Raw genomic sequence first — 14,035 nt, forward strand, 5'->3', positions numbered from 1 at the left:
GCATCCTTCCGGTTCGGAAGGGTGCTTTTTTTTGCATGCATCCGTGTATACGTATCCGCTATGCGTCCATTCTATGAATCAGAGTGAGCTAGTACGGGCACGGTCCCCGTTCAGCTGGAAGATTGGCGAACAGTACGTTAGGAGAGGGAGAGAGACATGAGTACGCGTAAACGAACATGGGGGTTTAAATTTTTAGCGGCTGCGGCAGCGGTTGCCGTAATGCTGGCGGGCTGCAGTTCCAATGGCAGCACAAAGGGAGAGGCGGGGCAGGGCGAAGACTCCGCCAAGCTTACTAAAGTGAAGGTTGTGCTGGATTGGACGCCGAATACGAACCATACCGGCCTGTACGTGGCCCGTGACAAAGGTTTCTTTAAGGAGCAAGGGCTCGATGTCGAAATTGTGCAGCCCGGCCAGGACGGCGCCGATAAAATGATCGCTTCCGGCAGTGCTGATTTTGGCGTCAGCTACCAAGAGTCGGTTACGATGGCCCGGATTGCAGGCGTGCCGCTTGTATCAATTGCGGCGGTGATTCAGCACAATACGTCGGGGTTTGCGTCCCCTGCGGCAAAAGGAATTGATTCGCCGGAAAAATTTGAAGGCAAAACGTACGGCGGCTGGGGCGCTCCGGTGGAGGAAGCGGTCATTGCCTCGCTTATGCAGGAGAAACATGCCGATGTGAACAAGGTGAAAATTTTGAATATCGGCGATACGGACTTTTTTACAGCGGTTAAACGGGATGTCGATTTCGCCTGGATTTATTATGCTTGGACAGGCGTGGAAGCCGAGCTTCGCGGCGAGAAGCTGAACATGCTTTATTTGACGGATTACAGCGATAAGCTGGATTATTATACGCCGGTGCTGGCTACCAGCGAGTCGATGATCAAGAGCAAGCCGGACATTGTCAAGGCGTTTGTCAAGGCGGCTTCCGAAGGATACAACTATGCGATTGAGCATCCGGACGATGCGGCGGAAGTGCTGATCAAAGCTGAACCGGACTTAAACGCGGACCTTGTCCGCGCCAGCCAGAAGTGGCTCGCTGACAAATACAAGGACGATGCGCCGCGCTGGGGCGAGCAAAAACTGAGCGTGTGGCAAAATTACGCGGATTGGATGTACGAGCATAAGCTGCTGGACAGCAAGCTGGAAGCGGACAAAGCGTTCACGAACGACTTTTTGCCAGAAGCTTAAACGATCACGATCCGAAAAAAGGGAGATGCAAAACTATGGCGAATGCATTAGTCAGCATTCAAATTTTACCGAATGCGCCTGAAGGCGCAAGCAAATACGAATATGTCGACCGGGCCATCGACATTATTAAAGCATCCGGCGTCCCGTATCGTGTCGCGCCGCTGGAGACGACGATGGAAGGCGAGCTTCACAAGCTGCTTATGATCGTTCAGCAGATGAATGAAGCGATGACCGACCAGGGCTGTTCCTCTGTTATTTCGCAGGTGAAAATTTTGTTCAATCCGACGGATGGCGCTTCGATGGGTACATTGCTGGAGAAATACCCGGATGGGCAATAAAATGAACTGGCGAAAGTGGCTGCCGCCTGCGGCAGTCATACTCGTCCTATTGGCCGCTTGGCAAATCGCCGTTACCGTAACCGGCACCGGAGAGTGGCTGCTGCCGTCTCCGCTGCGCATTATTGAAACAGCCGCGGAAGTATGGCCAAGGCTCAGCGAGCATATGCTGGCTACGATAGAGCTCGTTTTGCCGGGTTTTGCAGGGGGAGTGGGCGCAGGCTTTTTGCTTGCGGCGCTTCTTCATTTTGTTCCCGGAGCCAAAAGCGGCATTTACCCGCTGCTCGTCCTGTCGCAAAACGTGCCCATCATCGCGATTGGCCCGTTGCTGACGTTATGGTTTGGATACGGCATTGTGCCAAAGCTGATTTTGATGTGGCTGGTATGTTTTTTCCCTGTATCGGTTGCGTTGCTGGCGGGTTTGAATGACGTTGACCCTAAACTCCGCAATTATATGGAAATGATCGGTTCAAGCAGATGGCAGCTGTTTTGGCGGCTGGAGCTGCCCAATGCAGTGTCCCATTTATTTTCCGGGCTGAAAATCGCTGCCTCCTACAGCGTGCTGACCGCCGTTGTAGCAGAATGGATCGGCTCGCAAAAAGGGCTTGGTTATTTTATGCTGCTCGCTTCCAACGGCTTTCAGACGGCACGCGTATTCGCTGCTGTATTTCTTATTGTAATTCTCAGCTTGCTGATGTATGGGCTTGTGTCGCTGGCGGAGCGGCTGCTTGTCCGTTGGAAGCAGGTTCAGAAAGGAAGTGAGCGGCGGTGAATAAGCGAGCAGCGGATCGTCAGCCCGTGTTGGACATTACCCGGGTACATAAAACGTTCGGCAAAGGCCAAACGGCAAAAGAAGTCATCGGAGGCTTGTCGCTGCATATCCACGAGGGGGAGTTCGTCTCGATCGTTGGACCTTCCGGCAGCGGGAAAACGACGTTGTTTCAAATGATTGGCGGGCTTGAGCTTCCGAGTGAAGGCGAAATCCGCGTAAACGGACAGCTCATTAACGGCAAACGCGGCCATATATCGTATATGCCGCAGCAGGCGTCCTTGCTGCCTTGGCGGACAGTGGCGGACAATGTGGAGCTTGCGCTGCATATTGCCGGAATGAAGCGCAGCGATGCTGAGCAATCCGCGCTGGAATGGCTGGATAAAGTTGGCCTCGGCAGCTATGCCGAGGCGTACCCCGGCGTGCTGTCCGGCGGTATGCAGCAGCGCGTATCTTTTTTGCGGGCGCTGCTTTCGCCGCAGCGGCTTATGCTGCTGGATGAACCGTTTGGCGCGCTGGATGCGCTGACGCGGCTGAACATGCAGCGCTGGCTGATGTCGATCTGGGAGGAGAACCGCCGCTCGGTGCTGCTGGTGACGCACAGCATTGAGGAAGCGCTGCTGCTCTCGGACCGGGTTATTGTGCTGTCGGCTTCGCCTGCAGTCGTGCTTGACGAATTCGAGGTGCCGTTTGCAAGGCCGCGCAAAGAATCATTGTGGACGGACGAATTGTTTAATGCGTACAAACAGAAGGTTTATGACCTGCTTCAAGATCATACGAATACGAGAAGGGGTGCCGCAAGTGCCGGAGAATAACCGCCAGTCATGGATTGTGGATGCTCATATTCATTTTGTACAGTACAGCCGGGAAGACAAGGAATTGCTGCTGGAGAGGTTTGCAGAAGCGGGCGGACGCACGGTCGTAGCCGTATCTACGGATTTGGCTTCATCGCAGGAGACAAGAGAGCTGGCAAGCCGTTATCCGAAGCAAGTGCATCCGGCTTACGGCTATCACCCTGAGCAGCCGGTTCCGCCGGAAGCGGAAATCGAACGGCTGCTGCAATGGATCCGGGAACGGCATCAGGCAGGGGAACGGTTCGCAATCGGGGAAGTTGGCTTGCCTTATTACAACAGGACAGATGCGGAAGCAAACGGCCGGCCTTTTGACGAAACGCCTTATTTGTCGCTGCTCGGACGGTTTGCGGCGCTCGCAGCCGAACTTGACTTGCCGATTGTGCTGCATGCGATCTATGAGGATGGAGGCAAAGCATGCGAAATTGTCCAGAAACACGGCGTACAAAAAGCACATTTTCATTGGTTTAAAGGCGGCCAAGCAGTTGTAAAGCGGCTCATGGACGCCGGGTATATGATTTCAATTTCGCCGGATGTGGCCTACGAGCCGGAAATTCGCGAACTGGTGCGGCAGTATCCGCTGGAACTGATGATGAGCGAAACGGATGGCCCGTGGCCGTTTGAGGGCAAATATAAAGGGCAGCAGACAGAGCCGGCGATGGTCCGTGATGTCGTTGCCGAAATTGCTGAAATTAAAAATTTGTCTTATGAAATTGTTGCGGACGCGTTATTCCGGAATGCTTCGAGAATGTACGGCTTAAAGGGATAGATGGACCGCCGCCAGGGCACTGGCGGCTTTATTTTTTCCCTTTGCGGGATGCCGCCCAGAACGCCAAAATAATAAGCGGAATGAAAATAAACCACGGAATCGTGATCGTTCCGCCCACCAGAACCGCTAAAAATAGGACGACGATGATGCCGATAATGATATACAGGCATCCTCTCCCAAACGTCTCCATGTGCAGCCTCCTTGATATAATCGTATTTAACAATGTACTTCTATAGGGCATCCGATTATGCCTGCAACGTCTATTTTTGGTTGTTCTTGCCACTTGCAGAAGGTACAATAGCTGTACAGCATGGATCTGCAGGAGGAAGCCGTATTGAAGAAAAAAAGCATGGTGTCATTGTTATCCGTTATCGTCATTGCAATTACCGCTTATGTCTATCCGTCACTGGCGGATGATCATAAGCAGCCTTCTATCCGGCAGGATGCGCAGGCGGATTATACGATCTATTTTCCGCTGGACAAATATCCGGAGACCGGCCAACATATTCAAGCGGCAATTCGCAGAGGCGAACCCGCTGTCTGTACGATTGACCGGGAAGGCGCGGAACAGAACCGGAAAGAATCGCTGCACGGCGTGCCCACCCGCAAAGGTTATGACCGCGATGAATGGCCGATGGCTATGTGCCGGGAGGGCGGCGAAGGCGCCGACATCCAATACGTGACGCCTTCGGATAACCGGGGAGCCGGTTCATGGATCAGCAATCAGCTGGATCAGCTGCCGGACGGTGCTGAAGTGTTATTTGTGGTCAAATAATGTGTTGAAATTAAGCTTCCTGTGGCTTACGGCTCGTTCGTAAGGCATCAGGAAGCTTTTGTAATTTTGGGGCGGGATGTTTGTCTTCTCGCACGTTTGGGTCGTCTAAACGCCGTGACCAACGGGTCTTTCTATGAATCTATTAATCGTATACAGGCCAGTTACAAGGAGTGGAACAAGTTATGCAAAATAGAAGCGCCGGCAACGCCCAAGGCATCGACGTCTCCCGTTACCAGGGCCAGATTGATTGGACTAAGGTCCGAAATGACGGGATCTCTTTTGTATTTGTCAAAGCAACAGAAGGGGAGACAGGACGAGATCCCTATTTTGCAAGGAATGCAGAAGGAGCGGCAGCAGCAGGGCTGCTTGTGGGGGCATACCATTTTATGCGGGCAACAACGCCGGATGGGGCCATACGCGAAGCGCAGCACTTTTACCAAACCGTATCTGCCTCAGCAAAGCTGCAACTGCCGCCGGTTATGGACTATGAACAAAATAACGGTGGATTAAAGGATGCGGACATCAACAAGGTGGCGAAAGCCTTCTTATCGGAAACGGAACGGTTGTTTGGCGTACGGCCGATCCTGTATTCCGGCAACAGTTTTGCTAGCCATTTTGACGCAAGTTTGGGCGCATACCCGTTATGGGTGGCCAGATACAGCACTACAGCGCCGGTTAATGTGACGGCATGGTCGGCTTGGACATTTTGGCAATACAGCGGCGGAGATTCCGGCGGTACTAGGCCGGGCGGCGGAAGACGGGTTGCGGGAATATCAACCCCAGTGGATTTAAACGAATATGCAGGCACAGAAGCGCAGCTCCGCGAAACTTTTGCGCCTGATCAGGAGGGACAGCCCATGACAGAAGCAGAACGGCAGGAGATGGATCAGTTGAAGGCAAGAATTGCAAAGCTGGAAAGCTATTTAAACCTTTCGGGCAATCAAATGCCACCCGCTTGGATTAATGAGGCGGCCTGGGCAGCTAAACAAGCCGGCATTATTACAAGCATTAACGATAAAGGCAATCCGGAGTTTATTTCGATTCAAATGCTGTACAACGCAGGGTTATGCAATCCGGAGCTTATAGCGTTCTTCAAGCAGTTCAGCGCCGGGACGCGCGAAGCGATAGAAGCGCTGCTGGCGGAGTGAACCGGGCGATTCGGATACGGAAAGTCCCCAAGCAGTTTTATTTATCATGAGCACTCCCTTCTGGGGATGCTATTTTAATTGTCACTGTACTTCTACATTTGAATTGGCCGTTATTATACCATTCTTGGATGTGAGAAGGAGGTCATAACGAGGCGGATGCAGGCATTTTGAATTAGAAGAACTCAAATAAAAGGTTGATCATAGGACTTGTGCAGCAGGTAAATGGTTTTTTTTGGAGAATTCAAATGGACATGGCGGTCTGTTGTCACAAATACGTCATAGGATAAAAGGAAAGTAACATGGTGGCCTTTTATGCGCATACGAGTGAACGCGGCGAAAATTAATAGCTGCTAGACCCTCTCGAATGAGTGGCATTCATAAAGGTAGACCGGAATGGCTCAATTATTTGAAGTTGAAGAGTGGCTATGATTTCGAAGCGAATCTCGAAGGGAAAATGGGGAAAATCCCCCATGCCATTTATGGAGCAGAACTGGTTGAACGAATTTATGGCAAGGGAATTGGACGCTTACTTGCCTACAGCATTGCCGGTCATCATACCGGACTCCCGGATTGGTCCAGCATCGAAGGGGCTGGACCAGCCTCATTGCAGTTTAGAAAATCGCAAGTCAATGATCTGGATCTTGAACAGATCGATCCCTCGTTTATTGCAAAGCTTCAGGAGTTCATGCCTCTGCAACCGCCGTGGAAGTTTAAAGACGGAAGGTGATGCCCTGCTTTTTCAAGAAGTCAAAGTTGAGCATATAGGTGTCAAAACTGTTTATGACATGGAAGTGCGAACGTGAAGCTCACATATTTTTTCTGGGGGGTTCGCACCATGAATTTTGTCGTGTTAACCCGATTTTCTTGCTTTGTTGAAGAAATTAAGTGGTGACTTATCCTTTGAATAGATAGATAATTATGGAATTAGGTATGATTAATCTCGATAGGTGATCAATCGCACCTAATTTCGCTGTCGCACTCCGTATGGAGTGTGTGGATTGAAATAAAGCTAAGCGTATTTTTACAAACCAAGATAAAAGGGGTCGCACTCCGTATGGAGTGTGTGGATTGAAATATATACTGCTGCCATTTATCTGCGTCATGGTGCGGGGTCGCACTCCGTATGGAGTGTGTGGATTGAAATGTCTCTTTCGTGAGTAAACATTTGTCCCGGAGAAAGTCGCACTCCGTATGGAGTGTGTGGATTGAAATTCACGGCGCTCGCCGTTCGTGCCAACCTTGCGCTGCGTCGCACTCCGTATGGAGTGTGTGGATTGAAATGCTTGGTGTAAGTCGTAAACGATGACGCAATAATTAGTCGCACTCCGTATGGAGTGTGTGGATTGAAATCCTTCTCCGTTGCTCCCTAAATGATTCAGCCAAATCGTCGCACTCCGTATGGAGTGTGTGGATTGAAATAGAAAATGGATTTTTACCAGTCATTATTTATACATGGGTCGCACTCCGTATGGAGTGTGTGGATTGAAATAAAATGGGTTGCCAGATAATAAAGACCCGCCAAGGTCGCACTCCGTATGGAGTGTGTGGATTGAAATTTCCGGGTGTCGCGGCCAGGCGGACACGTCCTGCGTCGCACTCCGTATGGAGTGTGTGGATTGAAATCATCCGAAGGCAGCCGCTCGATTGAAAGGCGTAAAGGTCGCACTCCGTATGGAGTGTGTGGATTGAAATCTCATAACCATCCGGTATGTCCAACCCAATATCATCAGTCGCACTCCGTATGGAGTGTGTGGATTGAAATTCTTTTGTATTCAATGACTTGTTCGACGCGCAAAGTCGCACTCCGTATGGAGTGTGTGGATTGAAATGATCTTTTTATGACGTTGAAAAAGGAGACTTGGGAGTCGCACTCCGTATGGAGTGTGTGGATTGAAATTTGACGGCCACGACGGCCGCCGCAGCGCGAGCCTGGATTGAAATTCGAAAGTGGAGATCATACTGCGAATCCTGTCACGGGTCGCACTCCGTATGGAGAAGGTTTGTCGACAATACAGAGCCATACGTAGATTAGAAAACCTCTACGAAACGTTATATTATCGTTATGAGTCGGATAAAACGTTTACGTACAAAAAAATCATGATGAATTAAAAAGGGAATCAGAATATATACACCATCACCGCCTTTAAAAGAGGCGGTTTGTTGTTTCATCCCCAAAACGTCACCTTGCACTGAAAAATCGCAGCTGTAATAGATGTGTTTTTTAATTGCTGAAAATCCCTTTAGAAACAGTATCTTATTATTAAGTATCAAACAAAAAATCGGGCATCCCTTTCGGGACGCCCTTTCATGGGAGAGGAGAAACCGGACGAAGAGCTTATGGGGAAACGTAAGTCTTCTCCGCGGTTGTCTACGGCATCTTTCGAAGCCGATGATTGTATTTTTACCGAATTGCAACTGATTATACCTGCGGCGGAAAAAATTTGTCCCTATATGGAAAAGTTTCATCCCGGCCGGCGAAGAATGCCAAGCCCAATCGTCGCAATAGCGGCAGAGCCGTACGCTTCCTTCAAAAAGCAATTATGTGGTACGATAGGCGGGTAATACATAGAAGGAGGCATTTGCAGTGAGAGTAATTGCCGGCGCAGCCAAAGGGCGGCCGTTAAAAGCAGTGCCCGGGATGAACACGCGGCCGACGACAGACAAAGTAAAGGAAGCGATCTTCAGCATGATCGGTCCTTATTTTGAAGGCGGATACGCGCTTGATTTATTTGCAGGTACGGGCGGACTTGGCATCGAAGCCTGGAGCCGGGGGATTGAACGGGTCATCTTTATTGATAAGGAGAAAATAAGCATCGATGTCGTACGTGCCAATGTGCAGGCGGCGGGGATGTCGGATTTTGCGCAAATATTCCGGAATGACGCGGAACGCGCGTTAAAAGCGTTAAGCAAACGCGGTGTGCGCTTCCGGCTTGTCTTTTTGGATCCGCCGTATCGGATTGTTTCCATGGACGAATTAATGGGCGAGATGATCGCGCTGGATTTGCTGGAGGATCAAGCGATTATTGTGGTGGAGCATGACGCGGCGCATGAGTATCCGGAACATATTGAGGGCTTCACGCGGCTGAGAGCCGCGAAATACGGCGATACAGCCGTGTCCGTGTACAGGCATCAGGAGGACAGCGAGAATGGAGGAGAAGAAACCGATGCATGATTCTGGAAGCGCTCCAAAACGAGTGGCGGTATACCCGGGGAGTTTCGACCCGATTACATACGGACACTTGGATATTATTCAGCGCGCAGCCAAAATGTTTGACCATTTAATTGTGGCGGTGCTGAACAATACGAGCAAAAAACCGCTTTTTTCACTGGATGAACGTAAAGCGCTGCTTGCTGAAGTGACCAAGGATATTCCTAACGTCAGCATTGACGGATTTCGCGACCTGCTGGTCCGTTATATGAAATCGCAGAATGCGAATATTATTATCCGCGGCATACGTTCGGTTACCGATTTTGAATATGAACTGCAGCTTGCTTCGATGAACAAAAAGCTGGATGATAATATTGAAACCATGTTTATGATGACGAACCCGAAATACTCTTATTTAAGCTCCAGCATTGTCAAAGAAATTGCGACTTTTAACGGCGAAGTGCACGAGCTGGTGCCGCCTATCGTAGAGGAGCAGCTGAAGCGCAAGCTAAATCCGTAGCCGCCGTGAAGAAATCCGCTGTTTGTTTATCAGGGCGCGGCTTCGGCGGCGGACGGTACCGGAAACTTACAGCGGGTGGCTGAGAAGCGGGGATTACACCCGCTTTTTCCATCTTGCCGGGAGCAGCAGCAGCCCGAACACCAAGCACGCACCGGCCAGCAGCAGCGCTCCGGTTACGGTATAGCCCCAGATGACAGGCATATCGGAAGCCGCCAGCGGCTGCGGAAGGAGAAGCGGCAGCTGTGAATGGTGTTGGCCGATCATGGCAGGCGAGGAGGCGCCGCTTGCGCCGGACGCCAGCCGGATCAGCGCAAGCGCAGGCTTCCAGAGCAGCAGCGTAATTACAAAAGCAAAAGCGGCGTGCAGCAGCTTCGACAACGCAAAGGGGAGCAGCCTCAATTCGGTGCCGCCTACAGCTTGTCCAGCCTGCAAAATGCCGGAGATGCCGCTCCAGCTTAACGCGGCGGCGGCGACAGCAAGCGGCATTGCTTCCGGAGCGCCATGCAGCGGTGTTACTGCTGCGGCGTAAGCGCCTAAATGGCTTTCCATTACTAATGGAAGCACATAGGCCAGCCATCCATCCGGCTGTCCGGCCAGCAGCGAGAGCAGCTTGATCACAACCGAAGCAAAAATCATAAGCCCGCCGATGACCAGCAGCTTTTGCACGCTGCTGGAGACGGATTCGCCAAGCAATTGCCCGAAGCTGCGGCCGTCTTCTTTGCGCCCTTCTTCCATTGCAGCGGCGGCTCTGCGCCATAAGGAGCCTTTTATTCCCGGGCGGTGAGCGGCCGTCTTTGCCATTTGGGCTGCATCAGCTGATTTAGTTGTTTCAGCCTCTTGGGCCGGTTCGGAGAGCCGTCTCCGCCGAAACGCAGCCTGCAGAGCAGCCGTCAACAGCCCTGAAAGCCAGACAGCGGCTGCAAGCAGCAAACCAAGCTCGGGACGATGCAGGAAACCCGCGCTGAATACAACCATCATAAAGACCGGATTGGGCATATGGGCGAGAGCCAGCAGCCGGTTTCCTTGCGATGGGGTCAGCCGCCCAGCGCGGACCAGCCTGGCTGCCGTCTCTGCGCCGGCCGGAAAACCGGACATCCAGCCGGCGGCAAGCGCCAGCCCGGAATCGCCGGGCAGCTTTAGCAGCCTGGAAGTTACCGGCTGCAGCATAACGCCAAGCGCGCGCGATAACCCGTAAGCGGATATGATTTCAAGCACAACAAGAAAAGGAAGCAAGCCGGGAAATACGATATTCCACCAGATGGTTAAGCCTTGCAAAGAGGCTTTGAAAGCAGCGTCAGGCTGAACGATAACTGCAAATACAAGCAGGATGGATGCCATGGCAATCAAGATGGTACGCATCATAGCCGTTTCGTTCCTTTCATAGCTTTATCGTTACAGGGACTTTTGCGGGACGAGTCCGAAACGGTACATTATACGCTTTGGACGGGCAGCTTAGACCAAGCCGGCATCGATCCGGCGGCATCCTTGTAGTTAATGCAAAACCGTGTCCAAGAGAGGAGTGATGCGGCAATGGGCAGAAGAGACAAGCTGCGGGCTGCTGCGGCTGCAGTGGCAACGGCTGTTCTGATGTGGCTGCTGCTCTATGCACAGACGCCTTATGTCGTTTACGAGCCGGGCGTTGCCATTCCGCTCGATGGCATGGTACAGGCCGGCGCTGCTGCAGGGGAGCCGTCTGCTGGCCGTTTTATGATGACAACGGTTACGGTCAGTCCGGCGAATTATTGGCATGCGATAGAAACCGTGTGGAACTCCAATATGGATTTGTATGAGAAAAAAACAGTGATGGGCAGCGATTCCGAAGAGGAGTATATGAGCCGGATGGCGGTTATTATGCGAGGCTCCGAGGACGATGCGATTGAAGCGGCGTATCGTTACGCCGGCATCGAATATGCGGTTGTTCCGCAGCAGGTTGCGGTCGCTGCCCCGTTACCGGGCTCTTCGCTGCAGGAAGGGATGTGCTTGTCCGTTTCAAAGGCAGCGCAGCCATAGCCGGGCTTGACGATCTGGAAGGCGCACTCAGCCGCTACAAGCCTGGCCAGCAGGTTGAGCTTCTCGTTAACCGCAGCGGCACGGAAACGGAAGTTCCGGTAAAGCTGGGGGAATATGGTTCGCCCGTATCGGCCGAAGGCGCGGCGCAGGCGCTGCAAGCCGCTCGGCTAGCCGAATTGCGGCAACTGGTGCCGACGAATCCCGTTAATAAGGTCGCTGTAAATGCCGGCGAAGTAGGAGGCCCGTCTGCAGGGCTTATGTTTGCGCTGGAAACGATCGATTTGTTGACGCCGGGAGATTTGACGAAAGGGCTGCAAATCGCCGGTACCGGCACGATTAATGCAAGCGGCGAAGTAGGAGCAATCGGAGGCATATCCCATAAAGTGGTGGCCGCAGAGCGCAAGGGAGCGGAATTGTTTCTCGCTCCCGAAGCGAATGCGAAGGAGGCGGCGGCTAAAGCCAAGTCGATGGGCAGCAGCATGAAAGTGGTCCGTGTCCGGACGCTGGATGAAGCGGTGCAAGCGATTCAAACGTTTCGGGCATCTTATTGATGGCGGGCGGATTTATGTTGCACGATCACCGGTTTCTCTTTGAAATCGCGGTACAATTCGCCGGATTTGACAGGGCCAGGCAAGCCAAGCCGATAGGCGATGGTAGCCTGCGTATCCAGCTCCAAATAGCGGTACCGGCCGGGAGGCCTTGCCGCACTTAGCAGGACCGGAAGCCGGGCAGTGCTCCGCATTTGCCGAAGAAGGGTTTGGCCCTTGTCCGTAAACCCTAAAACGCGGATATATTCTACGCCGGAGCGCAGCTTGTCCGCCGTCATATCCGCTTTGGCATGCCCCAGCAGGACGGACAGCAGCGCGCGCTGCAGCTTTGTGCGCGTATACCGTTTCGTTTTTAGCGCATCAATCAGCTGCTCGAAACTGGCGGTTTCCAGCTTCGGAAGCGTTTGAACGATCCGGTTCTCCAGCCCTTCCGCTATTTCGCGGAAGTCTGCCAGCTGCTCTGCCGTCCGCATCCCGATCGCATAGAGCAGCTGAGGGAACAGATTGTCCCAGCTGACAGGCGCTCTGCCGGCTTCATATTCCCGTTCCAGCACTTGATACGTGCTGATTGGTACATACGCCTTTGCTTCTGCGGGACGGCCTGTTTCCAGCAGCATCCGGCGGATCGCCGTCGCGCTGGCAATATGGCTGTCCGAAGCGGTTGTTTCGTTGTAGCCGGACTTTTCGCGGCGGATGGTAAGGGGTGTCATGGAGCCGTTTATGCGCTCCAGCGCAATCAGATAATGCAGGCCTAACGTATGGTTTGGCTGCGCAAACGGGAATTGTGACGCTTCCGGATAGCCGCTCTCCGTTAAATACTGCGCGAGCGCCGCGCTGTGTGCAGCCGGATAGTTCACGCCGGCCTGCAAACGCTCACGGAGCAGCTGCCGAAACCCGGCCGGCTCGGAAGCTATCGCTCGTGCGGCTTCGCGGAGCAGGCCGATCTCGCCGCTCTCCGTCCCGAAGCAGAAGGCGTCTACGACGCCGGTCGCTTCCAGAAGGGATACGGCTCCGTAAGCGAACCAGTCGGCAGCTTGAGTGGCGTAAGCGGCAGGCAGCTCGATGACGAGGTCGCACCCGCCGCGCAGCGCCGCTTCAGTGCGGGCCCATTTGTCCAGCAAGGCAGGTTCGCCGCGCTGCAAAAAATGGCCGCTCATGACGGCTACGACGGCATCGGCTTCTGTCAGCCGCACCGATTGCTCCAGGTGGTAAAGATGCCCGTTATGGAATGGATTATATTCAACGATCAGACCGACCGCGCGCATGTTATCGCTCCTGTTCCGATGGAATTGTGAACAAATTCCATCTTAACATAAGCGCGTCCGTTTTATTGCATTCTGATACGGCGATAGGCGAAAAACCGTGTGAAAATGTTGACAAAACATCTCGCGGATAGATATAATAATTTTTGTTTGTTTGGGGTGATGATCTAATGATGATTCATGTTCAAGAAACACTGTCTAAAGGTTCGACAACAACCTTTGATGAACAGATCGATGTAACCGAATTGTTTAAAGAGCGCAGAGATGTAATCAGCTCAGGACCACTTCATGTTTTATTGCGCGTGACTGGCGGCGAAGGTATTATTACGGTCGAAGGCGAATTGAAGATCGATTTGGTTATGGCTTGCTCCCGCTGCTTAAACGATGCTCCGGAACATATCGTTATCCCCATCTTTGAAACGTTAAAGCCTGCTTCCGGCAAAGCGGAAGCCGAAACAGACGAAGAGGAAGATGACGACGTTATTATCGTGGAAGAGGACAAGATTGACCTGAAGCCTCTTGTGGAAGAAGTGCTTTTGCTCTATCTGCCCCGCATTCCGTTATGCGATAATGATTGTAAAGGTCTATGCCCAAACTGCGGGCAAAACTTAAATGAACGTCAATGCGGCTGCAGCACGGACAAGATTGATCCGCGTTTTGCAGCGCTCAAAGATCTGTTTAAGGAATAGTTAACGACCATTTGAATCTGTGA

16 protein-coding genes and 1 CRISPR repeat array are annotated in these 14,035 nt (G+C 52.4%); of the genes, 13 read left to right on the forward strand and 3 right to left on the reverse strand.

Annotated features, from left to right (window positions below; genetic code table 11):
• Positions 1-156: 156 nt before the first annotated feature.
• From ET464_RS03305 to ET464_RS03325, 5 genes are read left to right on the forward strand one after another with little or no spacing between them, the layout of a single operon-like run.
• Positions 157-1,188, forward strand: a complete 1,032-nt coding sequence (locus ET464_RS03305; protein WP_129438230.1) for an ABC transporter substrate-binding protein — start codon at positions 157-159, stop codon at positions 1,186-1,188.
• 35 nt (positions 1,189-1,223) lie between these two features.
• The gene (locus ET464_RS03310; protein ID WP_129438232.1) at positions 1,224-1,526 is read left to right on the forward strand and encodes a thiamine-binding protein; all 303 of its coding nucleotides are present in this window, start codon (positions 1,224-1,226) and stop codon (positions 1,524-1,526) included.
• The gene (locus ET464_RS03315; protein WP_129438234.1) at positions 1,516-2,295 is read left to right on the forward strand and encodes an ABC transporter permease; all 780 of its coding nucleotides are present in this window, start codon (positions 1,516-1,518) and stop codon (positions 2,293-2,295) included. Before ET464_RS03310 ends, ET464_RS03315 begins: the two co-directional genes overlap by 11 nt.
• Entirely contained in the window at positions 2,292-3,107 is an 816-nt protein-coding gene (locus ET464_RS03320) for an ABC transporter ATP-binding protein (protein ID WP_129438236.1), read from the forward strand. The genes ET464_RS03315 and ET464_RS03320 overlap by 4 nt, the downstream gene beginning before the upstream one ends.
• Positions 3,094-3,912 (forward strand): TatD family hydrolase, encoded by an 819-nt coding sequence (locus ET464_RS03325; protein WP_244226645.1) that lies wholly within the window; start codon positions 3,094-3,096, stop codon positions 3,910-3,912. Before ET464_RS03320 ends, ET464_RS03325 begins: the two co-directional genes overlap by 14 nt.
• 28 nt (positions 3,913-3,940) lie before the next feature.
• On the opposite strand, the gene ET464_RS19720 is transcribed toward ET464_RS03325, so the two are convergent.
• Positions 3,941-4,102, reverse strand: coding sequence for a hypothetical protein (locus ET464_RS19720; protein ID WP_165279883.1), 162 nt, complete (start codon positions 4,100-4,102; stop codon positions 3,941-3,943).
• A gap of 159 nt (positions 4,103-4,261) precedes the next feature.
• Here ET464_RS19720 and ET464_RS03330 point away from each other — a divergent pair, with 159 nt between their 5' ends.
• From ET464_RS03330 to coaD, 5 genes are all read left to right on the forward strand, one after another.
• Positions 4,262-4,687, forward strand: a complete 426-nt coding sequence (locus tag ET464_RS03330; protein WP_129444028.1) for a NucA/NucB deoxyribonuclease domain-containing protein — start codon at positions 4,262-4,264, stop codon at positions 4,685-4,687.
• Positions 4,688-4,869: 182 nt separating this feature from the next.
• Entirely contained in the window at positions 4,870-5,835 is a 966-nt protein-coding gene (locus tag ET464_RS03335) for a glycoside hydrolase family 25 protein (RefSeq protein ID WP_129438238.1), read from the forward strand.
• A gap of 364 nt (positions 5,836-6,199) precedes the next feature.
• A complete protein-coding gene (locus ET464_RS03340) occupies positions 6,200-6,562 on the forward strand; it encodes an HD domain-containing protein (protein WP_129438240.1) in 363 nt (120 codons plus the stop codon).
• A gap of 245 nt (positions 6,563-6,807) precedes the next feature.
• Positions 6,808-7,732: direct repeats of the CRISPR family, unit length 33 nt; unit sequence GTCGCACTCCGTATGGAGTGTGTGGATTGAAAT.
• A 687-nt stretch (positions 7,733-8,419) separates the two neighbouring features.
• Positions 8,420-9,007, forward strand: a complete 588-nt coding sequence (gene rsmD, locus ET464_RS03350) for a 16S rRNA (guanine(966)-N(2))-methyltransferase RsmD (RefSeq protein WP_129438244.1) — start codon at positions 8,420-8,422, stop codon at positions 9,005-9,007.
• Positions 8,982-9,503 carry a pantetheine-phosphate adenylyltransferase gene (coaD, locus tag ET464_RS03355; RefSeq protein WP_244226646.1) on the forward strand — a complete coding sequence of 174 codons (522 nt, stop codon included), beginning with the start codon at positions 8,982-8,984 and terminating at the stop codon, positions 9,501-9,503. Before rsmD ends, coaD begins: the two co-directional genes overlap by 26 nt.
• 93 nt (positions 9,504-9,596) lie before the next feature.
• On the opposite strand, the gene ET464_RS03360 is transcribed toward coaD, so the two are convergent.
• Positions 9,597-10,865, reverse strand: coding sequence for a nucleoside recognition domain-containing protein (locus tag ET464_RS03360; protein WP_129438246.1), 1,269 nt, complete (start codon positions 10,863-10,865; stop codon positions 9,597-9,599).
• A gap of 168 nt (positions 10,866-11,033) precedes the next feature.
• Here ET464_RS03360 and ET464_RS03365 point away from each other — a divergent pair, with 168 nt between their 5' ends.
• Together ET464_RS03365 and ET464_RS03370 are read left to right on the forward strand one after the other, a co-directional pair.
• Positions 11,034-11,513: a hypothetical protein gene (locus ET464_RS03365; protein WP_165279884.1), complete on the forward strand. Its 480-nt coding sequence runs from the start codon at positions 11,034-11,036 to the stop codon at positions 11,511-11,513.
• Entirely contained in the window at positions 11,480-12,064 is a 585-nt protein-coding gene (locus ET464_RS03370; RefSeq protein ID WP_129438250.1) for a S16 family serine protease, read from the forward strand. Before ET464_RS03365 ends, ET464_RS03370 begins: the two co-directional genes overlap by 34 nt.
• On the opposite strand, the gene ET464_RS03375 is transcribed toward ET464_RS03370, so the two are convergent.
• On the reverse strand, positions 12,058-13,326 hold the full coding sequence (locus tag ET464_RS03375; RefSeq protein WP_129438252.1) for a nucleotidyltransferase: 1,269 nt from the start codon (positions 13,324-13,326) through the stop codon (positions 12,058-12,060). The two genes, ET464_RS03370 and ET464_RS03375, sit on opposite strands and share 7 nt — an antisense overlap.
• A gap of 167 nt (positions 13,327-13,493) precedes the next feature.
• On the opposite strand from ET464_RS03375, the gene ET464_RS03380 reads away from it, so the two are divergent.
• Entirely contained in the window at positions 13,494-14,012 is a 519-nt protein-coding gene (locus ET464_RS03380) for a YceD family protein (RefSeq protein WP_129438254.1), read from the forward strand.
• Positions 14,013-14,035 lie beyond the last annotated feature (23 nt).

This window comes from Paenibacillus protaetiae (genome assembly GCF_004135365.1).
Lineage (GTDB): Bacteria > Bacillota > Bacilli > Paenibacillales > Paenibacillaceae > Paenibacillus_AP > Paenibacillus_AP protaetiae.

Bases quoted from the DNA above. Each gene is read 5' to 3' on its own strand.
- ET464_RS19720 (WP_165279883.1), bottom strand. From the start codon at position 4,102: ATGGAGACGTTTGGGAGAGGATGCCTGTATATCATTATCGGCATCATC.
- ET464_RS03365 (WP_165279884.1), top strand. From the start codon at position 11,034: ATGGGCAGAAGAGACAAGCTGCGGGCTGCTGCGGCTGCAGTGGCAACG.
- coaD (WP_244226646.1), top strand. From the start codon at position 8,982: ATGGAGGAGAAGAAACCGATGCATGATTCTGGAAGCGCTCCAAAACGA.
- ET464_RS03375 (WP_129438252.1), bottom strand. From the start codon at position 13,326: ATGCGCGCGGTCGGTCTGATCGTTGAATATAATCCATTCCATAACGGG.
- ET464_RS03335 (WP_129438238.1), top strand. From the start codon at position 4,870: ATGCAAAATAGAAGCGCCGGCAACGCCCAAGGCATCGACGTCTCCCGT.
- ET464_RS03310 (WP_129438232.1), top strand. From the start codon at position 1,224: ATGGCGAATGCATTAGTCAGCATTCAAATTTTACCGAATGCGCCTGAA.
- ET464_RS03380 (WP_129438254.1), top strand. From the start codon at position 13,494: ATGATGATTCATGTTCAAGAAACACTGTCTAAAGGTTCGACAACAACC.
- ET464_RS03360 (WP_129438246.1), bottom strand. From the start codon at position 10,865: ATGATGCGTACCATCTTGATTGCCATGGCATCCATCCTGCTTGTATTT.
- ET464_RS03305 (WP_129438230.1), top strand. From the start codon at position 157: ATGAGTACGCGTAAACGAACATGGGGGTTTAAATTTTTAGCGGCTGCG.
- ET464_RS03315 (WP_129438234.1), top strand. From the start codon at position 1,516: ATGGGCAATAAAATGAACTGGCGAAAGTGGCTGCCGCCTGCGGCAGTC.
- ET464_RS03330 (WP_129444028.1), top strand. From the start codon at position 4,262: ATGGTGTCATTGTTATCCGTTATCGTCATTGCAATTACCGCTTATGTC.
- ET464_RS03340 (WP_129438240.1), top strand. From the start codon at position 6,200: ATGAGTGGCATTCATAAAGGTAGACCGGAATGGCTCAATTATTTGAAG.